The sequence below is a fragment of the Pseudomonas sp. Je.1.5.c genome (assembly GCF_051129895.1).
GTDB lineage: Bacteria > Pseudomonadota > Gammaproteobacteria > Pseudomonadales > Pseudomonadaceae > Aquipseudomonas > Aquipseudomonas urmiensis.
This window is the reverse complement of sequence record NZ_JBCPSP010000007.1, coordinates 58567-77747: the sequence shown is the minus strand read 5'-3', so window position 1 is coordinate 77747 and position 19181 is coordinate 58567. Positions and strand designations below refer to the sequence as shown.

The window sequence follows — 19181 nt, the reverse complement described above, 5'->3', positions numbered from 1 at the left end:
TCATAAATGATAATTATCGTGACGAGAGCCTGCATGACCCAGATCTACGACACCCTGATCATCGGCGCCGGTATTGCCGGCGCCTCTGTTGGCTACCGCTTGGCTGGCCAGCGCAAAGTCCTGCTGCTCGAGCGAGAGGCGCAGCCTGGCTATCACTCCACCGGGCGCTCGGCGGCGATGTTCATGGAGGCCTACGGCACCCCGCAAATCCAGGCCCTGACCCGCGCCAGCCGGGCGTTTTATGAGGCGCCGCCGGAGGGCTTCTGCGAGCATCCGCTGCTCGAACCTCGCGGCTGCCTGTATGTCGCCAGCGTGGAACAGCGCGACCTGCTCGAGGCGACCTACGCACAGAACCTGGCCAATGGCACCCAGGTCAGCTTGCTTGATCGCGACGGCGCCCTGGCCCTGGTGCCGAGCCTGCGTAGCGAGATTCTCGCAGGCGCGGTACTTGAGCCCGGCGCGATGGACCTCGATGTACATACCTTGCACCAGGGCTTTCTGCGTGGTTTGCGCCAAGCGGGCGGTGAGCTGCGCTGCAACGCTGAGTTGGTCCAGGCGCACTTCCTGGATGATCTATGGCAGGTCGAGCTGGCCGATGGCAGTTGTATCAAGGCGCGGCAATTGGTCAACGCCGCTGGTGCTTGGGCCGATCAGGTTGCTGAGCAATGTGGCGTGGCCAAGGTCGGCTTGCAGCCTTGCCGGCGTACTGCCTTCACCTTCCCCGGGCCTGCGGCGCAAGACTTCGCCCGTTGGCCCGCGGTGATCGGCGTCGACGAAAGCTTCTACTTCAAGCCCGATGCCGGCCAGCTGCTCGGCTCTCCGGCCAACGCCGACCCGGTCCAGCCGCAGGACGCTGCGCCAGAAGAGCTGGACCTGGCGCTGGGCATCTACAACATCGAAGCCATCACCACCCTTGAGATTCGTCGCCCCAGCCACAGCTGGGCGGGGCTGCGTTCATTCGTGGCCGATGGCGATCTGGTGCTTGGCTTTGATCCAGGCATGCCGAGGTTTTTCTGGCTGGCGGCACAAGGTGGCTACGGCATCCAGTCGGCGGCGGGCGCCTCACGCCTGGCGGCCGACCTGCTGCTGGGCCAGCCGATCTGCACCAGCTTGACCACCCAGGGGGTAGTGCCTGAGCTGCTGTCCCCTGCACGTTTTCAGCAACCGTAACCAGGAGCTTGTCATGAGCAATGAAATCCAGCGTTTTCCGAGCAGTTTGCCGTTTCCCTTCTCCCGTGCAGTCAAGGCTGGAGGCTTTGTGTTCCTCTCGGGCCAAGTGCCGATGACCCCCGGCGGTGAGGTAGTGCGCGGCGATATCCAGGCCCAGACCCGCGCGGTGTGCGAGCGTATTGGCGAGAGCCTGGCCGCGACGGGTGCGCGCTTCGACCAAGTGGTGAAGGTGACCGTGTGGCTGTCGGACATGAGCTACTTCGCCGGCTTCAACGAGGTGTACAAGGCGTTCTTCGGCGCGGCCTTGCCGGTGCGTTCTACCGTGGCTTCGGCGTTGGCGCTGGGGGTGGATGTGGAGATTGAAGTGCAGGCGTTTGTCGGGCAGAGCTGAGTGGGGCTGGGCCTGCCAACCCGTGCAAAAACCAACAAGAACAATAACTAACAGCCAGAGGTTCACATGCAAGAGCAGCTGAAGATCGCCGGTGCCTTCATCGGTGTGATCGTGGGCGCGGGGTTCGCGTCCGGACGGGAACTGTTGTTGTTCTTCGTCGACTTCGGAGTCTGGGGCTTGGTCGGCGCGGCGGTCAGTGCTGCCTTGTTCACCTTCCTGGGCATGGCCCTGGCGGGGTTGGGCAACCGTCAACAGGCCACCTCGCACAAGGACGTGATCCAGGCCATCTGTGGCCGTCATCTGGGGCTGTTCGTCGATTGGCTGATCACCTTCTTCATGTTCGCCGTGACCGTGGTGATGCTCGCCGGTGGCGGGGCGTTGCTCGAACAGCAGTTCGGCATACCGGCCCTGGCCGGCAGCGTACTGGTGACGCTGGTGGTGGTGGCGATCGTGTGCCTGGATGTGCAGAAGGTGATTCTGGCCATCGGCGCTATCACGCCGCTGCTGATTCTGGTCGCCTCGGCGATTGCCTTGTACGCCGTGTTCACCCGCGAGCAGAGTTTTGCCGAGCTGGATGTGCTGGCCAGCCAGCAGCAGGCAGGCACTCGGCACTGGTTGCTGGGGGCGTTCTTGTATGTGTCCTACAACATCGTTGCCGGTGCGCCGATCCTGGCGATTCTCGGTGGCTCGGCCAAGGGCGAGAAGACGGCAATCTGGGGTGGGCTGATTGGCGGGGCGGCGCTGGGTTTGCTGATGCTGGTGATGAGCGCCGGGCTGTTGTCACGCTTGGACAGCGTGGCTGAGCTGCCGATGCCGATGTTGTCGATTGCCAACGAGGTGTCGCCAGTGCTGGGCGTGGTGATGTGCCTGATCATCTTCGGCATGATCGTCAACACGGCGGTGGGGACGATGTTTTCGTTCTTGTCGCGGCTGTTGCCGGCGGGGACTGCGCAATTTCGCTGGGGCTCGCTGGTGACGGGCGTGGCGGCGTTCGGCTGCAGCCTGGTGGGGTTCATCAGCCTGGTGGGCGAGGTGTATCCGTTCTTCGGCTACCTGGGCTTCGTGCTGATGGCGGCGGTGTTGCTGGCGTGGGTGCGGCGTGGGCGGGTGAGCAAGGCGCTGGCGGTCTAGACGCATCGCGGGGCAAGCCCGCTCCTACACGATCAGTAGTGACCGGTAGGAACGGGCTTGTCCTTGGCTGCGCGGTTAGATACGGAAACTACCCACCAACTGCTTCAAACGCCCGGCCTGCTGGCTGAGGGCATCGCAGTGCACCAGGGTCTCGTTGAGGTTCTGCACCCCTTGCTGGTTCAGCGCGTTGATCTGGGTGATGTCCAGGTTGAGGCTTTCGACCACCGCCGTCTGCTCCTCGGTCGCGGTCGCCACGGATTGGTTCATGCCGTCGATCTCACCGATGCGCTGGGTGACGCTGGCCAGGCGCTCGCCGGCCTGGTTGGCGACTTGCACGGTCTGCTCGCTGGACACCTGGCTGGCGTTCATGGTGTGCACCGCTTCACGCGAGCCCACTTGCAGGCTGGTGATCATGCGGTGGATCTCTTCGGCCGACTCCTGGGTGCGGTGCGCCAGGTTACGCACTTCGTCGGCCACCACGGCAAAGCCACGCCCGGCTTCACCGGCCCGCGCGGCCTCGATGGCAGCGTTGAGGGCCAGCAGGTTGGTCTGCTGCGAGATGCCCTTGATCACGTCGAGGATCTTGCCGATGTCGTCGGTGCTAGCATTGAGGGTTTCGATCTGCTCGCACGACTCGCTGATCTTCAGCGACAGCGCGGTCATTGCGTTGATGGCATCGTCGACCACCTGGCGGCCGTCATGCGCCTGCTCGCTGGCGCCGCTGGCGTGCTGCGAAGCATCGGCGGCGTTGCGGGCGATTTCCTGGGTGGCGGCGCCGAGTTGGTTGATCGCGGCCGCCACGCTGTTGGTGCGCATGCTTTGCTCTTCGGAGCCGGTGATCGAGGCGTTGGAGGCGCTCACCACTTTTTCCGACAGGTCATGCACCAGGCGGGTGGCCGAAGACACTTCGCTGATCGAGGCATGGATACGCTCGACGAAGCGGTTGAAGGAGCTGGCCAGCTCGCCGAACTCGTCCTTGTTCTGCACGTCCAGGCGGCGGGTCAGGTCGCCTTCGCCTTCGGCGATATCGCGCATGGCCCGGCCCATGGTGGTCAGCGGGCGCATCAGTACTGGAATCAACAAGCCCAAGAGGCCTGCGATGGCTGCCACGGCGATGAGCATGGCGATGATCGCCGAGGTGCGGAACTGGCTCAGCGCCGCGAAGGCTTTGTCTTTGTCGATCGACAGGCCGATGTACCACTGCGCCGAAGGCAGGCCGGTCACGGGTGCGAACGAGATCAGTCGCTCTTCCCCGTTGAGGGTCACATCCTGCATGCCCGACTCGACCCGCAGGTTGCTGGCGGGGTAGATGTCCTTGAGGTTCTTCATCAGCTGGCTTTTGTCGGGGCTGACGATCACTTGGCCATCGCGGTCGGCGAGGAACGCATGGCCGATGCCGCCGAAGTCCACCGAGTTGATGATCTCCACCAGGGTATCGAGGGTCAGGTCACCGCCGACCACACCGATCAGCTGGCCGTCGGCCTTCGCTTTGACCGGGGTGGCGATGGTCACCATCAACCCGCCCACTGCGCCTTGGTAGGGGGCGGTCAGCACGGTTTGTCCAGCGCTGGCAGCGGCGCCGTACCAAGGCCGCTGGCGTGGGTCGTAGCCGGCCGGCATCTGCGTGTCGGGGCGCTGGGTGAACACGCCGTTGGCCTGGCCAAGGTAGGTAAACAGGAAGTTGCGCGTGTAGGAAGGCTGATCGACCAGCCCCGCCAAGTTGTCGCCAGCGCCTTGCTGGCCGATGTCCTGGGCGAGGTTTTCCAGGACCAGGATGCGTCCGCTCATCCAGTTCTGCACGCTGCTCGCTGTAAGCGCGCCGGATTGCTGGACCGACGATTCGATGTTCTGGCGAATCGTGCTGCGTTGCAGGTAGTCGTTGTAGAGGGTGAACAGTGCGAATGCCAGGACGACGACACCGCAGGCGCTGAGGAGAATCTTGTGGCGGAACTTCAGGTTCATGTTTCGAGACCTTGAGCCATTTCTTGGGGGAGGGCGCCGTGCGCTCGTGGCGCGATGGCGGGACCTTTCAAGGGTTTTATCGGCTCAGGGCGAAAAATGTTGAAACAGTTACTGACTGTTCTTCATGCGATTTCTACGGACGGCTGTGCCAACCGTTCAACCAGCGTCCGCGCACCTTGGCGCAACGGCTGCTGCTTGCCCCAGAACGCATGCACCGGCAACTCCAGGGCGTTTTGCGTGTTATGAAAATCCAGCCGCACCAACCGCCCGGCAGCTATCAATGGCGCTACCCGTGACAAGGGAAAATCGCCCCAGCCAAGCCCGGCTTCGACCATCTGCAAGGCCAGGTCCAGGCTGTTGCTGCGCCAATGACTGGCGCCGATCAGCGAGCGCGGGTCGGCCAGAGGGAGCTCACTGCTACAGACCAGGATCTGCCGAACGTTGACCAGGTCCTCCAGGTAGCGAATGCGCCCGCTAAGTAGCGCCGGATGGTGAGGTGAAAGTGTTGCGACCAACGACTCGCTGGCGATGTGCTGAAAACTGCGGCGTGGATCGACCTGCAGCCCGGCAAAGGCCAGGCACAGGCTGACCCGACCGCTGTCGAGCAGTTGCAAGGCCTCCTCCTGCGGGGCGCTGAGCAGCTCGATGTCGAGCAATGGGTAGCGCTCGGCCAGGCTGGCAATGGCGCGTAACAGGGGGCGGTGATCGATGTCTGGCACCACGGCAATGGCCAGGCTGCTTTCCAATCCCTGGGACAATTCCAAGGCATGCACTTGCAGCAACCCCAGCTGCTCGGCGATCAGCCGGGCATGCGGCTCCAGTGCCTTGGCCTGGGCAGTGGGCCGGGCCTCGCGTGAACCGCGCTCGAACAGCGCATAGCCAAGCTCCGCTTCGAGGTTGCCGATGGCCATGCTCACCGCCGAAGGCACCCGCTTGAGCGCTCGCGCCGCTGCCGAGAATGAGCCGCGGTCGAGTACGGCGAGAAACACCTGAATGGTATCGCTGGAAAAATTCATAGGGTCGGCTCCTTTCAATTAATCTGAAAGCTGCTGACTTTCTCTGTCAAGTTTATTGAAGCATCCTGCACCGCTTTCGTAACCGCATCACCCGAGGTAACCCGGTGCAAGGACTTAAACGCAAACTGGTCTACGTGACCTTCTATGAACTGATCGGCCTGTGCATGTCGACCCTTGGGCTCGCCTACCTGTCAGATACCCAGGCCTCGCACACCGGGCCCTTGGCGGTGATGATCACCACCGTCGCCATGCTCTGGAACCTGATCTACAACAGCCTGTTCGAATGGTGGGAGAGTCGCCAGGTCAAGCGCGGGCGCAGCGTGGCCCGGCGGATTGGCCATGCCATTGGTTTTCAGCTAACGCTGGTGGTGTATTTGATCCCGCTGATTGCCTGGTGGCTGGACATGACCCTGATGGAGGCGTTGCTGGTGGACCTGGCGTTCATCGTGCTGGTGCCGTGCTACACCTTTGCCTACAACTGGGCGTTCGATCGGATCTTTGGCTTGCCGACGTCAGCTATGGCCACGGCTTGACGTTAGCTGCCCCGGCTTCATCGCGGGTCAGCGCTAACCCTGTAGCGGGCTTGCCCCGCGATGAGGCCGGTGCAGGCGCCAGCGATTGTGCATCCTTGCTCAAAAGGCTGTCCTCCACCTGCCCCGACAAGTAATACACCCCAGACATCGCGCCACTCTGGCGATTCTCCATCAGCTCTTTCCATTCCTCGTTTAGCGCCACATTCAGAATCACCCGCAACTGCTCGACCATCTGTGGATGTTCACGATCGTGGGTCATCATGCCGATGCCGGTCGCCGCCACCGAAATCAACGCCCCGGCCGCCTTGCCCACCGCAGCGGCGACCGCACTGGCGATACCGCGCGGGGCCAGGGTCGCGCCAAGTTTTTCACTGGCGCGGGTGGCCACCGATGACAGCCCAACCTGGGTCTTGCTGGCCAGCTTCGCTGCCTGCTGATTGAGGTGCTGGCGTAAAGCAAGCCAGGCCGGTTGCTCATTCAGCGGCTTGGCCCTGAGCAACTGGTACAGCGTGGCGTTACGCGCATCCGGCGGGCCCAGGGCGATTGCCGGGACACGGTTGAGGCGTTGGCTGATCTGATCGGGCGGGGCGTTGTAGCGCTGGATGATCGCTGGCAACTGTTGGCCGAACAGCTGCAAATACAATTCGCTGGCGCGATCACGGATAGCCTCGGGATTGATCTGTTCGGCCACCGGTTCAATCACCCGCTCGTGATACTGCTCTTGCAGATATAACGCCAAGCGTTTCTCCGGTGGGTCAGCGCCATTGCCGCTGTTCATCTTGTACCAGGCCACTTTCATGGTCAGCCATTGCTGGGTCCAATAGCCGGTGAACCACGGAATGAAGTCGCTTTCGGTGCGCTGCTGAACCTGCTCCTTCCACACCCGCATCGAGCGCCGGGCATAGTCATTGGCTGAACCTGTGGCGCCCACCGAGGCCTCGATCAGCTCCTGGTCGATCTGTTGCCACATCGCTGCGGTCAGTACAGCGGGCGGCGGCAGGGCAGGCGGGCGCTTGCTGGCGCAACCGGTGAGGGCCAGCAATAAGAAGAGCACGACCAATGCAAAACGCGGGTTCACGCAAATAGCCCCCTGGATAGAGGCTGGGTGGTTTACCTGATTATAGGTAAGGGCCGGCAGTGGGGCCGGACTGTGGCCCCTTTTGCGGCAAACGGCATGCCTGTAAGCGCTTATCGCCAGTTCAGCACATTGCGTGCGGGCCGAGCTCCAACTTGGCTTCCAGGCGGTCCAGGTGCTCATGCATCAGCGCCAGGGCCGCCTGGCCGTCGCCGCTCTCCACCGCATCGATGATCGCCGCGTGTTCCTGCCAGGCGCAGTGTTCGCAGCAGGGCGATTCGTAGCGGGCGATGATCAGCGAGGTCATCGGCACCAGGCCGTTGAGAAAGCGCGCCAGCGGCGCGTTGGCGGCCATCTGCGCAAGCTTGAGATGAAACTCGCCGCCCAGGCGGATCGCCGTGCAGCGTTCACCGCTTTCATGGTGCTGGCGTTCGCGTTCGACCAACTGGCGTAGCTGGCGGATCTGCGTGGGCCGCGCACGCTGGGTGGCCAGGGTGATCAACGTGGTCTCGGCCAGCCGCCGGGCGCTGAGCACCTGGCGTGCTTGCTCTGGATCGGGGGCTGCCAAGTGCGCCGTGTGGCTGGGGCGCTGGACCACCACTTGCTGATCCGACAAGCGCCCGAGCACCCGCCGGATCACCGTGCGGCTAACCCCAAAGGCGTTGCCCAGGGCCTGTTCGGGCAGGGCGCTGCCGGGTGGCAGGCGCTGTTCGAGGATGGCGTCGAACAGGCGCGGGTAGATCTGCTCGGCCGACAGGCGAGTCTCGCCAGTGCTGAGCAGGGCGGGCAAGTGCGGGGCGGCGTGGGCGCAGGCGGTCATGGTCGCTCTCCTAGATTCAGGGCCCGGGGTGTTCGTCCGGGATATTCAGTTCGATGCCCATGCGCTGGCCTTCCTGAAGAATGTGCCGACGCATCTGGGCGCTGGCCTGGGCGCTGTTCTTGTCGCGGATGGCGCGCACCACCGCTTCGTTCTCGCTTAGCCGCGCGGCCAGGTGTTCTGGCGAGTTGCGCAGCATGTCGGCGCTCTGCTTGAGGGCATTGCCGGTCTGCTGCACCACGCTCTGGAAGATCGGGTTGGTGGTCAGGGCGAACAGCGCCTGGTGAAAGGCGATGTAGGCGCCAACGCCGGCCTCACTGTCACCGGCATCCAGCGCTTCGCGCATGTCCATCAGGGTCAGGCGCAATTGGCCGATGTCCTGGCTGTTGGCCGACTGCGCGACCAGGCCGACGATGAATGGCTCAAGCGTGTAGCGCAGCTCCAGTACATCGGCCAGGCTGGCTGTGCCCACGCCATCGCTGAGGTGCTCGGGTTGGGCGGCTTCGGCATCGAGTACCAGCACGCCCTTGCCCGGCAGCGAGCGCACCAGGCCGAGGGTTTCCAGCACGGTTACCGCTTCACGCAGGCTGGGCCGGCTGATGCCCAGTTGTTCGGCCAACTCGCGCTGGCCCGGCAGCATCTCGCCAGTGCGCCACTGGCCGCGAGCCAGCGCCTGGCGCAGTTTTTCCACTACTGAGGTGACCACGGTCGATGAGCTGATCATGGTTTGCTCCCTGTCGAAGGTTGCATCAAAGCTCCTTGAACAGGCCGGCGCGGTGGCCGGCCTGGGTCAATCAGAATTCCTGTTGATGGGCGTTGGGCTGCTTGCGCGGCAGCGGCGCGAAGCCCGGCTTGCCACTGAGCACGTTGTTGGCCCGCTCAAGGTCGATGTCTTTCTCCCAGCGCGCGATGGCCACGGTGGCGACGCAGTTGCCGATCAGGTTGGTCAGCGCCCGGCCGATACCCATGAACCAGTCCACCGCCAGCACCAGCACCAGGCCAACCACCGGGATCGCCGGCACGGCAGTCAGGGTCGCGGCGAGAATCACCAGCGCCGAGCCTGGGATGCCATGCGCGCCCTTGGACGTTACCAGCGACACCAACAGGATGGTCAGCAGGTCAGTCATGGCCAGCGGCGTGCCGGTGGCATTGGCGATGAACACGATAGCCAAGGTCAGGTAGATGGAGAAACCGTCGAGGTTGAACGAGTAACCGGTAGGGATGACCAGGCCAACCGTCGAGCTGCCGATACCCAGATGCTCAAGCTTGCGCATGATCTGCGGCAGCACGGCGTCGGACGAGGCGGTGCCCATGACGATGGTCAGTTCTTCACGCAGGTACTTGATCAGTGGCAACAGCTTCAGGCCGGAAAGGCGCATCACCGTGCCCAGCACGATCAGCACGAAGCCTGCGCAGGTCAGGTAGAACAGCGCCACCAAGCCGCCCAGGTGCTGCAGCGACTCCAGGCCATATTTGCTGGTGGTGAAGGCGATGGCGCCGAACACGCCCAGCGGCGCCAGGCGCACGATCATGCCCATGATGCGGAAGATCACGTGGCTGAGTTCGTTGATCAGCCGCGAGATACCCGAGGCCGACTCGCCCACCAGGTTCAACGCGCTGCCGAACAGCACCGAGAACAGCAGCACTTGCAGAATGTTGTTGTCAGCGAAGGCGCCCACCACCGAGGTGGGGATCAAGTCCATCAGGAAGGTGGCGGTGCCATGGATGTGCTGACCGCGCTCGGCCAGGCCATTGGCGTCGGCCGTGGACAGCTGATCGAGGTGGATGTTGGCACCGCTGCCAATGCCGGAGGTGAAGGCGAACACCAGGCCGATGACCAGGGCAAGGGTGGTCAGCACTTCGAAGTAGATCACCGACTTAAGGCCAATCCGACCGACCTTCTTCAGGTCGCCAGCACCGGAGATGCCGCTGACCACCACGCAGAACACGATCAGGCCGATGAGCATCTTGATCAGCTTGATAAAGCCGTCGCCGAGGGGTTTTAGCTGCAGGGAGACTTCGGGAAAACTGAGGCCGCAGGCAATGCCCAGGGCAAGCCCTAGCACCACTTGGAGGAAGATCGAACGCGAGCACCATTTAAGCATGGGAGGGGTCTCTGATCGGTGTCCTTGCTTCGATGGCGCAGGGTCAAAGAGCGCAGGACTTAATTATTGTGGTCTTACCGGTTTGTTCAGTGCGTCCCCATAAAAGCGCGAAAAATCACACAAAGCAAGCAATTTTGGCCTTACCGGTCTGACCAGTTGTGCTGCGGTTATGTCTCGACCGCTCTGGTCTGCTGCACGCGTGGTTTTCAGGCCTTGGCCAGTGCCTGATTGACGGCGGTGATCAGCTTGGCGAGGTCCTTGGGCGCTGCGTTGTGCACGACACCGAACAGGTAGGCGCGCTGATCCTCTTCGTCGTCCGGTTCGGCGAAGAAGGCCTTGAGCTTGATCCCTAGCACCCTGGCAAACACCTGCAACGCGTCAATGCTGGGGGTGTAGGTGCCGGTTTCAAAACGACTGATGGTCTTGGGGTCGAAGCCGCTTTGCTCGCCAAGCTGAGCCTGTGTCAATCCGGCGAGCTTGCGGTAGCGACGCAGGGCAGATCCTAGACCTGACATCGTCATCTCTTAATTCCCATTTGGAATCAAGAACTTAACGATATAAATCGTCATAGCGCAACGCCATGATTCATCACATTTATTGGCAAAATGTGATGAATTTCGTAGAATCCACTTCTTTGACTGATCAGTCATTCAAGTTAATGTCCAAGGTGATTCGACCGCCTGTAAGGTCGCGCTAGCCGTTGTTGGACATTGGAGCTGGTCAAGGATGAACGGTTCCGGTAAGCCGCTGCCATCAAGGCAGGGCGCCGTTTCGTCTGCGAATGGAGTCTCATCGTGCGCCTCAACCTGCCGGTTTCGCCGGTCGAACAACGCTTCCCGCCAGAGCAACGGCTCATTTCGGCCACCGATACGGCCAGCCTGATCACCTACTGCAATGCCGAATTTGCCGCCATCAGTGGCTACAGCCAAGCTGAGCTGATCGGCCAGCCGCACAATCTGGTGCGCCATCCCGATATGCCCGAAGCGGTGTTCGAGGACATGTGGCGCTACCTCAAGGCTGGCAAAAGCTGGATGGGCATCGTCAAGAACCGCTGCAAGAACGGCGACTTCTATTGGGTCAATGCCTATGTGACGCCGATTCTTGTTGACGGGCGGCTGGTTGGCTATGAGTCGGTGCGGGTCTGCCCAACCCGCGAGCAAGTGCAGCGCGCTCAGGCCTTGTATGCCCGCTTGCGCGCAGGCAAGCCCGCCTTGTCATTCGGCCGGCGCCTGGCAGGTCTTGGTCAGGCTATGGCTTTGCCGGTGGCGGCCGGGGCGCTGGCGGTTGCGGCTAACCAGCTGTGGCCGGGTCTGCCGGGGCAGGGGCTGACGCTAGCGTTGTTCGTCTCATATGGGGTATGGGCCAATGGCGGTGTTGGCCGGCAACTGCGGCGGATCGTCAACGGCGCTGAAGGCACGTTCGCCGACCCGATAGTGGCGCTGACCTACAGCGATTTGCCTGGCGCCGCGGGGCAGCTCGAGCTGATTCTGATCGGCGAAGAGGCGCGGCTGAAAACCGCGCTGACGCGCTTGAGCGATCTGGCCGGACAAATGGCCGTGGCCGCCGGTGATGCCGGTCGGCTGTCGCGCAGCACCGAAGAGGCGCTGCTCGAACAGCGCGCCGAAACCGACCTGAGTGCCACGGCCATGACCCAGATGGCCGCCTCCATCGCTGAAGTGGCCAATCATGTGCAACTGACCGCAGGCGAGGCGCACACCGCGCATCAGTTGGCGGAGCAGGGCAGTCAGGTGGCCGATGCCAGTGGCACGGCGATCCGTGACTTGGCCGGCACGGTGGATCAGATCAACCAGGCGGTCACCGAGCTTGCCGGGCAGACCGATAACATCGCCGAAGCGGCGGGGATGATCCGCGCCATTGCCGAACAGACCAACCTACTGGCGCTCAACGCTGCCATCGAGGCGGCGCGTGCGGGTGAACAGGGCCGAGGCTTTGCCGTGGTCGCCGACGAGGTGCGGGCACTGGCCGATAAAACCCGCCAGTCGACCTTGCATATCCAGACCATCATCGACGGCTTGCGCGGCGGTGCCGAGCAGGCTGTGGCCATTGCCAGTCGCGGTATCGCCGGTGCTGAACAGGGCGTGGCGCGGGTGCTCGAAGCGCAGCAAGCCCTCGACGGCATTCGCCAGGCGGTGCAGCGCATCAGCGACATGGGCCAGCAAATGGCCACGGCTTCGCAACAGCAGTCGGCGGTGGCTGAGGATGTCTCGCGGCAGATCAACGGCGTGGCGGGCATTGCCCAGCAGAGCGCGCTCAGTGCCAATGCCGCGGCGTCGCGCGGCGCCGAACTGGAACAGGTGTGTGCCGGGCTGCGCGCCCTGGTTGAGCGCTTCAACCGCTAAGGCATGATGTACATGGATGATATCTATCGCGCGGCTGTGGACGCGGCCGCGATCTTTTCCGAAACCGACCTGCGCGGGCGGATTACCTACGTCAACGAGCAGTTCTGCAGCATCTCCGGCTATAGCCGCGAGGAGCTGCTGGGCGCCAATCACCGCATCCTCAACTCGGGTTTGCACGAACCGGAGTTCTTCCTCGAGATGTGGCGAGCGCTGGTCGCTGGCCGGGTGTGGAAAGGCGAAATCTGCAACCGCGCCAAGGACGGCTCGTTGTATTGGGTCGACAGCACCATGGTGCCGCTGATCGATCCGCAGTCGGGCAAGGTGCACAAATATGTGTCGATCCGCTTCGACGTCACCGAGAAGCGTCAGTTGCTGCACACCTTGCAGTGGCGGGTGGGCCACGATGTTCTGACCGGCCTGCCCAACCGCGCTTATCTCTCCGACCTGCTCAACCAGGCGTTGGCCTTTTCCCGCCGCGAGGAAATCCCGCTGGCGGTGTGCATGCTCGACCTGGATGGCTTCAAGGCGGTCAACGATGGCTACGGGCATGCCGCCGGTGACCTGCTGCTGATGGAGGTCGCCCAGCGCTTGCAGGGCATTTTGCGCGCAGGTGACTCGGTGGCGCGGCTATCGGGCGATGAGTTTGTGCTGATCTTGCGTCACATCGATGGCAGTGCGCCGCTGCATGCGGCGTTGCAGCGCATTCTGCACACGTTGGCCGCGCCGTATCTGATTCGTGAGCGCAGCCTGTCGCTGAGCGCCAGCATCGGCGTCACCCTGTTCCCGCAGGACGACGAGGACGCCGATACCTTGGTGCGCCACGCCGACCAGGCCATGTACGTGGCCAAGCAGCGAGGGCGCAACCGTTATCACCTGTTCGATGTGTCCCAGGAGCAGGAGCAGAAGGCCACCCACCAGACCGTGGCGCGGGTTCGCCAGGCCCTGCATCAGGGCGAGCTGTGCCTGCACTATCAGCCGAAGGTCAACATGCGTACGGGCCAGGTGTTGGGGTTCGAGGCGTTGCTGCGCTGGATGCACCCGGCCAAGGGGCCGGTGCCACCCGGAGCATTCTTGCCTTTAGTGGAGCAAACCGACCTGATCGTCGAGATCGGCGAATGGGTCATCGACCAGGCCTTGGCCCAACTGCAAGGCTGGCAGCGCCAGGGCCATCGCTGGTCAGTCAGCGTCAACATCGCCGCCCGCCACCTGCAACGCAGCGACTTCGTCCAACGCCTGCAAGACGCACTTTCCCGCCATGCCGAGGTCGACCCCAAGCAGCTCGACCTGGAAATCGTCGAGTCCGTCGCCATCGAGAACATCCACCATGTCAGCCGTTGCCTGGAGGCTTGCCAAGCCCTGGGTGTGCGCTTCTCGCTGGATGACTTCGGCACTGGCTATTCGTCGCTAAATTACCTCAAGCGCCTACCGACCCAGACCATCAAGATCGATAAATCGTTTGTGCGCGACATCCTCCATGACCACGACGACCTGGCCTTGACCGGCGCGGTCATCGGCCTGGCCCGTGCGTTCGATCGTGAGGTGATCGCCGAGGGCGTGGAGAGTGTCGAGCATGGCCGGCTGCTGATGGAGCTGGGTTGTGAACTGGCCCAGGGCTATTGCATCGCCCGGCCCATGCCGGCGGGCGAAGTGGTGGGTTGGGTGGCCGGCTACCTGCAGCCGGCGCAGTGGCTCACACCTGTGGCGCCGTGCTCTTGACCGAGGCCAGTTCCGGGTGCGCCACCAGTTTGTCGATGTGCAACTCGTCGTTGTTCATCCAGGTTTCGGTCAGCACCCGGTAGTGCTCCATGTCGCGGCAGCGCATGCGCAAGCTGTAGTCGAAGTGGCCGCTGATAAGCTGGCATTCATACACCTGCGGGCAGGCACGCACGGTGGCCTCGAAGGCTTTCTGCGCGGCGCGCCCGCTTTGGTTGGACAAGGCCACCAGCACCAGCAATGACAAGCCCGGCGAGACCGTTTGCAGGTCGATGATCGCGCCATAGCCGCGGATCACGCCGCGCCGCTCCAGCTTGCGCACCCGCTCCAGGCAGGGCCTGGGGGTCAGGTGCACAAGGGTCGAAAGCTTCTCATAGGTGATGCGCCCGTTGTGCCGCAGCACATCGATGATAGCTTCATCGATGCGGTCCAGCGCGGCGGGGGCGTGAGCGGTGTTGGCCTTGGTATCCATATGCGGCGTGACTTCACTTAAGACGGTTGGAAAGGAACTGCCGCAGGCGATCGCTCTGGGGGCGATCGAGGATCTCGGCGCTGCCGTGCTCCTCGACCAGGCCCTGGTGCAGGAACAGCACCTGGCTCGACACCTGGCGGGCGAATCCCATCTCGTGGGTAACCATCAGCATGGTACGTCCTTCCTCGGCGAGCGTCTGTATCACCTTGAGCACTTCCCCGACCAGCTCGGGGTCGAGGGCTGAGGTCGGCTCGTCGAACAAAATGATCTCCGGCTCCATCGCCAGCGCGCGGGCGATGGCCACCCGCTGCTGTTGGCCGCCAGAGAGAAACGCCGGGTACTGCTCGGCTGCCCGCGCGGGCAGGCCGACCTTGTCCAGGTAGGTGCGGGCGCGGGCCTCGGCTTCGCTGGCACTGATGCCCAGCACCTTGCGTGGCGCCAGGCAAATGTTCTCCAGCACGGTCAGGTGGCTCCACAGGTTGAAGTGCTGGAACACCATCGCCAGGCGCGTGCGCAGGTTCTGCAATTGAGCCGGCGGCGGGGTGCGGGTGCCGGGGCGGATCTCAAGGGTCTGGCCGTCCAGGGTGATACTGCCGGCGTCGGGTTGCTCAAGGAAATTGATGCAGCGCAGGAAGGTGCTCTTGCCCGAGCCGCTGGCGCCGATCAGGCTGATCACATCGCCCTTGCGCGCTTGTAGCGAAACACCCTTGAGCACCTGGTGCTCGCCGTAATGCTTGTGCAGGCCGTCGACGCTGAGTTTGCGGGTGCCGCTGAGGCTGTGGGCGGCAGGGGCGAGTTCGTTAATGGGCAGGGACATGGCAGACAGGGTCATCGGTTCAGCCTCGGGCAGGGTTCAGAAAGCGCATCCAACGGCGCTCGGCCAGTCGGAACAAGCCGACCAGGGCGAAGGACAACAGCATGTACAAGATCGCCGCGACGCCGAAGGCCTGGAAGGTCAGGAAGGTCGCGGCATTGGCATCGCGGGCCACCTTGAGGATGTCGGCGACAGTGGCGGTGAAAGCCAGCGAAGTGGCGTGCAGCATCAGGATCAGTTCGTTGCTGTAGGCCGGTAGCGAACGGCGCAAGGCTGCAGGCAGCACCAAGAACAGGTTTAGCCTCCAGCCGCTCAGGCCATAGGCTTGGGCCGCTTCCATCTCGCCGTGGGGGATGTTGCGGATAGCCCCGGCGAAGATCTCCACGGTGTAGGCGCAGGTGTTGAGCACGAAGGCCAGCAGGGTGCAGTTCAAGGCGTTGCGAAAGAACTGGTCGAGCAGGGCGTGCTCGCGCACCACCTCCAGGCTGTACAAGCCGGTGTAGCAAATCAGCAGCTGGATATACAGGGGGGTGCCGCGAAACACGAAGGTGTACAACTGCACCGGCAGGCGCAGCCAGGCGCGGCGTGAGACCCGGGCCAGGGCCAGCGGCAACGAGAGCAGCAAGCCCAGGAGCATGCTGACCACGAACAACCAGAGGGTCATGGCCAGGCCGGACACGCCACTGCCGTCGCTATAAAGGTAGGCCAGGCCGTATTGCTGAAGCAGTTCGATCATCGCGCCAGCTCCTTGACTCCGGTGTTGTAGCGCCGCTGCAGGTAGTTGAGCAGTCGGTTGGAGAGGGTGGTGATCAACAGGTAGACCAGGCCTGCGATGCACAGGAAGAACAGCATGTCGTTGGTGGTCTTGCCGGCGTTCTGCGCGGCCTTGACCAGGTCGGCCAGGCCGATGATCGAGACCAGCGCGGTAGACTTGAGCAGCACCAGCCAGTTATTGCCCAGGCCCGGTAGGGCGAAGCGCATCAGTTGCGGGAACAGCACCAGCGTAAATCGCTGTGCCCGGCTCAGGCCATAGGCGGTGGCCGCTTCCAATTGGCCTGCGGGCACGCTGAGGATGGCGCCGCGAAAGTTCTCGGTGAAGTAGGCGCCGTAGATGAAGCCCAAGGTCAGCACGCCGGCGCTGAACGGGTCGATTTCAACGTAGTCCCAGCCCAGTGCTTCGGTCAGGTCGTTGAGCCAGATCTGCAGGCTGTAGAACAGCAGCAGGATCAGCACCAGGTCAGGCACGCTGCGGATCAAGGTGGTGTAGAGGGTGGCGGGGATGCGCAGCAGGGCTGAGCGCGAGAGCTTGGCACAGGCGCCGATCAGGCCCAGCAGCAGGCTCAGGGCCAGCGCCAGCAGGGCCAGTTTGACCGTCATCCAGGTGCCTTCGGCCAGCAACGGGCCGAAGCCTTGCAGGCCGCTCGTGAGCAAGTCGTTCATGGGGTAGGGATCTCGTGGAGGCCGCTTCGCCGGCAAGCCCGCTGCCACACAATGGCGTGGACAGCGAGGTTAGCTAGCGGTCAGGTCATTCGTTGTAGATATCCAGCTCGCCGACGTACTTCTTCTGGATCGCGGCATAGGTGCCATCGGCGTGGATCGCGGCGATGCCTTTATCGAGCAGGGCCTTGAGCTCGGGATCGGTCTTGCGCAGGCCCATGGCGATGTCCAGCGGCAGGGTCGGATCCTTGATCGCCGGGCCCGACTTGAAGCCTGCACCTTCGGGCTTGGAGAGGAAGTTGAGCTGGGCTTCGAGCTTGTCGGTGACGGTGGCGTCGAGGCGGCCGTTGATCAGGTCGGCGTAGTTCTGGTCTTGGGACTGGTAAGCCTTGACCTGGGCACCCAACGGCGCCAGCTTGGCGCGGGCATAGGCTTCTTGCAGCGAGCCTTGCAGCACGCCGACTTGCTTGCCCTTGAGAGATTCTGCGGTTTCGCCAAAGTCGGCACTATTGCGCACGATGACTGAGGTGGGGCTGAGGAACAGGCGCTCGGTGAAGGCGATCTGCTTGAGCCGCGCTGGGGTGACGGCCATCGACGACATGATGGCGTCGAACTTGCGTGCGCGCAGAGCCGGGATCATGCCGTCGAACTCGTTGTGCACCCAGGTGCATTTGACTTGCAGCTTGGCGCAGATGGCATTGCCCAGCTCGATATCGAAGCCTTGCAGGCTGCCGTCGGCGGCGACCGATTCGAACGGGGGGTATTCGGGGAACACGCCGAAGCGGATTTCAGTCCACTCCTTGGCCTGGACGGCGGTGGCGCACAAGGAAAGCAGAAGGACGCCGAGGCGTTTGCGCATGCGGATCATATGAAGGTCCCTGGGTGTTGTTATTTGAAGTAGGGGCAGTTCAGAACGGTCGGTTGCTGTTGTTATGGGTGACTCATCGGTCAGGGCTCAGGATGCGCGAGCTAGAGGGTTTTTTTGTGTCGTTTGGTGTGTGCTGGGCTGACCGATTCGGTCGTTAGGCGCGTGATGGCAGCGCAATCGGCTGTCGCGACATCGGTTTATAGAAGTGCGACAGCGGTTTTAGCGTGGGTTATGGCGTTTTGGGGCCGGCAATGCAGGCCCCAAAACAGCGTTCAGGCAATGCGTTTGACGCTGGCCACCTTCGGCTGCAACAGCGCATACAGATCCTTCGGATTCTCAAGCGCCGGCACCAGCGCGATGTCACTGCCAATCTCCAACGCCTTGGCCACATCCAGCACATAACGCAGCGCCGAGTAATCCTCGATGGCAAACCCAACCGAGTCGAACAGGGTGACCTGCACGTCACTCTCGCGCCCGGCGACCAGCCCCTGGACCACCTGCCAGAATTCAGTGGTCGGCGAGTCCGCCGGCATCTGCTGAATCTCACCCTCGATGCGGCTCTGCGGCTCGTACTCGACGATCACCCGCGCTCGCTCAACGATCTCCCGGTGCAACTCGGTCTTGCCGGGGCAGTCGCCGCCCACGGCATTCAGATGCATGCCCGGTTCGATCATCTGCGGGGTGAGAATGGTCGCGTAAGCCTTGTCGGCAGTCACCGTGGTGACGATGTCGGCGCCGCGTACCGCCTCGGCCACGGAGCCTGCAAGGGTCAATTTCAAGCCAGGGTAGCTGGCCAGGTTGGCCAGCAGCTTGGCCGAAGCGTCGCGGTCGATGTCATACAGGCGGATCTCCTCGATCCCCAGCATGGTATGGAAGGCAATGGCTTGGAATTCGCTCTGCGAGCCATTGCCGATCAGCGCCATGCTGCGGCTGCCAGGCCGGGCCAGGTAGCGGGCGGCCAGGGCCGAGGTGGCGGCAGTGCGGATGGCGGTGGTCAGGGTCATTTCGCTGAGCAGCACCGGTGCGCCGGTGTCGACGTCGCCCAGGGCACCAAAGGCCATGACCGTGAGCAGGCCATTGTGGGTGTTCTTCGGATGGCCGTTGACGTACTTGAAGGCATACAAGTTGGCGTCCGATACCGGCATCAACTCGATCACCCCGTCAGGCGAGTGGTTGGCCAGGCGTGGGCATTTCTCGAAGTCGTGCCAGCGCAGGTAGTCCTGGCGGATGTACTCGGCCATTTCGCCAAGGCAGCTGGGCAGGCCCTTGCGGTTGACCAGGCGGGCGAGGTCTTGCACGTCGATGTAGCGGGTCATG

19 protein-coding genes and 2 pseudogenes are annotated in these 19181 nt (G+C 63.1%); 7 read left to right on the top strand and 14 right to left on the bottom strand.

The features are described 5' to 3' along the window. Positions 1 to 33: 33 nt before the first annotated feature. From AAZU54_RS08185 to AAZU54_RS08175, 3 genes are all read left to right on the top strand, one after another. Positions 34 to 1170: an NAD(P)/FAD-dependent oxidoreductase gene (locus AAZU54_RS08185; RefSeq protein WP_186555037.1), complete on the top strand. Its 1137-nt coding sequence runs from the start codon at positions 34 to 36 to the stop codon at positions 1168 to 1170. Positions 1171 to 1183: 13 nt separating this feature from the next. Next, complete coding sequence (locus tag AAZU54_RS08180) at positions 1184 to 1561, top strand: RidA family protein (RefSeq protein WP_312151477.1); 378 nt, start codon at positions 1184 to 1186, stop codon at positions 1559 to 1561. 66 nt (positions 1562 to 1627) lie between these two features. Next, complete coding sequence (locus AAZU54_RS08175; protein WP_186555035.1) at positions 1628 to 2692, top strand: YkvI family membrane protein; 1065 nt, start codon at positions 1628 to 1630, stop codon at positions 2690 to 2692. A 75-nt stretch (positions 2693 to 2767) separates the two neighbouring features. On the opposite strand, the gene AAZU54_RS08170 is transcribed toward AAZU54_RS08175, so the two are convergent. The 3 genes and pseudogenes from AAZU54_RS08170 to AAZU54_RS08160 all read right to left on the bottom strand — a co-directional run bounded on the left by AAZU54_RS08170 (position 2768) and on the right by AAZU54_RS08160 (position 5670). After that, positions 2768 to 3508 (bottom strand): methyl-accepting chemotaxis protein, encoded by a 741-nt coding sequence (locus AAZU54_RS08170; protein ID WP_372353318.1) that lies wholly within the window; start codon positions 3506 to 3508, stop codon positions 2768 to 2770. A 114-nt stretch (positions 3509 to 3622) separates the two neighbouring features. Further along, positions 3623 to 4654, bottom strand: a pseudogene (gene mcpA, locus AAZU54_RS08165) (methyl-accepting chemotaxis protein McpA); the annotation flags it as partial. A 122-nt stretch (positions 4655 to 4776) separates the two neighbouring features. Further along, positions 4777 to 5670, bottom strand: a complete 894-nt coding sequence (locus tag AAZU54_RS08160; protein WP_405128781.1) for a LysR family transcriptional regulator — start codon at positions 5668 to 5670, stop codon at positions 4777 to 4779. 104 nt (positions 5671 to 5774) lie between these two features. Between AAZU54_RS08160 and AAZU54_RS08155 the strand changes: the two genes are divergently transcribed. Beyond that, positions 5775 to 6203, top strand: a complete 429-nt coding sequence (locus AAZU54_RS08155; RefSeq protein ID WP_186555032.1) for a PACE efflux transporter — start codon at positions 5775 to 5777, stop codon at positions 6201 to 6203. Here AAZU54_RS08155 and AAZU54_RS08150 read toward each other — a convergent pair. The 5 genes from AAZU54_RS08150 to AAZU54_RS08130 form a co-directional block, all read right to left on the bottom strand. Then, positions 6187 to 7281 carry a hypothetical protein gene (locus AAZU54_RS08150; protein WP_434726947.1) on the bottom strand — a complete coding sequence of 365 codons (1095 nt, stop codon included), beginning with the start codon at positions 7279 to 7281 and terminating at the stop codon, positions 6187 to 6189. The two genes, AAZU54_RS08155 and AAZU54_RS08150, sit on opposite strands and share 17 nt — an antisense overlap. A gap of 121 nt (positions 7282 to 7402) precedes the next feature. Then, positions 7403 to 8098 (bottom strand): GntR family transcriptional regulator, encoded by a 696-nt coding sequence (locus AAZU54_RS08145; RefSeq protein WP_021263726.1) that lies wholly within the window; start codon positions 8096 to 8098, stop codon positions 7403 to 7405. A 16-nt stretch (positions 8099 to 8114) separates the two neighbouring features. Beyond that, complete coding sequence (locus tag AAZU54_RS08140) at positions 8115 to 8819, bottom strand: FadR/GntR family transcriptional regulator (RefSeq protein ID WP_405128778.1); 705 nt, start codon at positions 8817 to 8819, stop codon at positions 8115 to 8117. A 70-nt stretch (positions 8820 to 8889) separates the two neighbouring features. Then, entirely contained in the window at positions 8890 to 10200 is a 1311-nt protein-coding gene (locus AAZU54_RS08135; RefSeq protein ID WP_186555030.1) for a C4-dicarboxylate transporter DctA, read from the bottom strand. A 206-nt stretch (positions 10201 to 10406) separates the two neighbouring features. Beyond that, complete coding sequence (locus AAZU54_RS08130) at positions 10407 to 10721, bottom strand: helix-turn-helix domain-containing protein (protein WP_186555029.1); 315 nt, start codon at positions 10719 to 10721, stop codon at positions 10407 to 10409. A gap of 273 nt (positions 10722 to 10994) precedes the next feature. Between AAZU54_RS08130 and AAZU54_RS08125 the strand changes: the two are divergent. The 3 genes and pseudogenes from AAZU54_RS08125 to AAZU54_RS08115 all read left to right on the top strand — a co-directional run. Continuing rightward, positions 10995 to 11273 (top strand): annotated as a pseudogene (locus AAZU54_RS08125) (PAS domain-containing protein); the annotation flags it as partial. 177 nt (positions 11274 to 11450) lie between these two features. After that, positions 11451 to 12560, top strand: a complete 1110-nt coding sequence (locus AAZU54_RS08120; protein WP_405128852.1) for a methyl-accepting chemotaxis protein — start codon at positions 11451 to 11453, stop codon at positions 12558 to 12560. A 12-nt stretch (positions 12561 to 12572) separates the two neighbouring features. Continuing rightward, on the top strand, positions 12573 to 14276 hold the full coding sequence (locus AAZU54_RS08115) for a putative bifunctional diguanylate cyclase/phosphodiesterase (RefSeq protein ID WP_405128777.1): 1704 nt from the start codon (positions 12573 to 12575) through the stop codon (positions 14274 to 14276). On the opposite strand, the gene AAZU54_RS08110 is transcribed toward AAZU54_RS08115, so the two are convergent. The 6 genes from AAZU54_RS08110 to AAZU54_RS08085 form a co-directional block, all read right to left on the bottom strand. After that, positions 14251 to 14745: an Lrp/AsnC family transcriptional regulator gene (locus AAZU54_RS08110; protein WP_186555026.1), complete on the bottom strand. Its 495-nt coding sequence runs from the start codon at positions 14743 to 14745 to the stop codon at positions 14251 to 14253. The genes AAZU54_RS08115 and AAZU54_RS08110 overlap by 26 nt on opposite strands. Before the next feature lie 13 nt (positions 14746 to 14758). Continuing rightward, positions 14759 to 15562 carry an ABC transporter ATP-binding protein gene (locus AAZU54_RS08105; protein ID WP_434726946.1) on the bottom strand — a complete coding sequence of 268 codons (804 nt, stop codon included), beginning with the start codon at positions 15560 to 15562 and terminating at the stop codon, positions 14759 to 14761. Positions 15563 to 15581: 19 nt separating this feature from the next. Next, positions 15582 to 16295: an ABC transporter permease gene (locus tag AAZU54_RS08100; RefSeq protein WP_186555025.1), complete on the bottom strand. Its 714-nt coding sequence runs from the start codon at positions 16293 to 16295 to the stop codon at positions 15582 to 15584. Beyond that, a complete protein-coding gene (locus AAZU54_RS08095; RefSeq protein ID WP_186555024.1) occupies positions 16292 to 16999 on the bottom strand; it encodes an ABC transporter permease in 708 nt (235 codons plus the stop codon). The genes AAZU54_RS08100 and AAZU54_RS08095 overlap by 4 nt, the downstream gene beginning before the upstream one ends. An 85-nt stretch (positions 17000 to 17084) precedes the next feature. Beyond that, positions 17085 to 17864, bottom strand: a complete 780-nt coding sequence (locus AAZU54_RS08090) for an ABC transporter substrate-binding protein (RefSeq protein WP_434726945.1) — start codon at positions 17862 to 17864, stop codon at positions 17085 to 17087. A 272-nt stretch (positions 17865 to 18136) separates the two neighbouring features. Further along, on the bottom strand, positions 18137 to 19180 hold the full coding sequence (locus AAZU54_RS08085) for an ornithine cyclodeaminase (protein ID WP_186555022.1): 1044 nt from the start codon (positions 19178 to 19180) through the stop codon (positions 18137 to 18139). Position 19181: the final 1 nt, after the last annotated feature.

Excerpts from the sequence above, each read along its gene's own strand:
- AAZU54_RS08185 (WP_186555037.1), top strand. The coding sequence starts at position 34 with ATGACCCAGATCTACGACACCCTGATCATCGGCGCCGGTATTGCCGGC.
- AAZU54_RS08180 (WP_312151477.1), top strand. The coding sequence starts at position 1,184 with ATGAGCAATGAAATCCAGCGTTTTCCGAGCAGTTTGCCGTTTCCCTTC.
- AAZU54_RS08175 (WP_186555035.1), top strand. The coding sequence starts at position 1,628 with ATGCAAGAGCAGCTGAAGATCGCCGGTGCCTTCATCGGTGTGATCGTG.
- AAZU54_RS08170 (WP_372353318.1), bottom strand. The coding sequence starts at position 3,508 with ATGCGCACCAACAGCGTGGCGGCCGCGATCAACCAACTCGGCGCCGCC.
- AAZU54_RS08160 (WP_405128781.1), bottom strand. The coding sequence starts at position 5,670 with ATGAATTTTTCCAGCGATACCATTCAGGTGTTTCTCGCCGTACTCGAC.
- AAZU54_RS08145 (WP_021263726.1), bottom strand. The coding sequence starts at position 8,098 with ATGACCGCCTGCGCCCACGCCGCCCCGCACTTGCCCGCCCTGCTCAGC.
- AAZU54_RS08140 (WP_405128778.1), bottom strand. The coding sequence starts at position 8,819 with ATGATCAGCTCATCGACCGTGGTCACCTCAGTAGTGGAAAAACTGCGC.
- AAZU54_RS08135 (WP_186555030.1), bottom strand. The coding sequence starts at position 10,200 with ATGCTTAAATGGTGCTCGCGTTCGATCTTCCTCCAAGTGGTGCTAGGG.
- AAZU54_RS08130 (WP_186555029.1), bottom strand. The coding sequence starts at position 10,721 with ATGACGATGTCAGGTCTAGGATCTGCCCTGCGTCGCTACCGCAAGCTC.
- AAZU54_RS08120 (WP_405128852.1), top strand. The coding sequence starts at position 11,451 with ATGGCTTTGCCGGTGGCGGCCGGGGCGCTGGCGGTTGCGGCTAACCAG.
- AAZU54_RS08115 (WP_405128777.1), top strand. The coding sequence starts at position 12,573 with ATGGATGATATCTATCGCGCGGCTGTGGACGCGGCCGCGATCTTTTCC.
- AAZU54_RS08110 (WP_186555026.1), bottom strand. The coding sequence starts at position 14,745 with ATGGATACCAAGGCCAACACCGCTCACGCCCCCGCCGCGCTGGACCGC.
- AAZU54_RS08105 (WP_434726946.1), bottom strand. The coding sequence starts at position 15,562 with ATGTCCCTGCCCATTAACGAACTCGCCCCTGCCGCCCACAGCCTCAGC.
- AAZU54_RS08100 (WP_186555025.1), bottom strand. The coding sequence starts at position 16,295 with ATGATCGAACTGCTTCAGCAATACGGCCTGGCCTACCTTTATAGCGAC.
- AAZU54_RS08095 (WP_186555024.1), bottom strand. The coding sequence starts at position 16,999 with ATGAACGACTTGCTCACGAGCGGCCTGCAAGGCTTCGGCCCGTTGCTG.
- AAZU54_RS08090 (WP_434726945.1), bottom strand. The coding sequence starts at position 17,864 with ATGATCCGCATGCGCAAACGCCTCGGCGTCCTTCTGCTTTCCTTGTGC.
- AAZU54_RS08085 (WP_186555022.1), bottom strand. The coding sequence starts at position 19,180 with ATGACCCGCTACATCGACGTGCAAGACCTCGCCCGCCTGGTCAACCGC.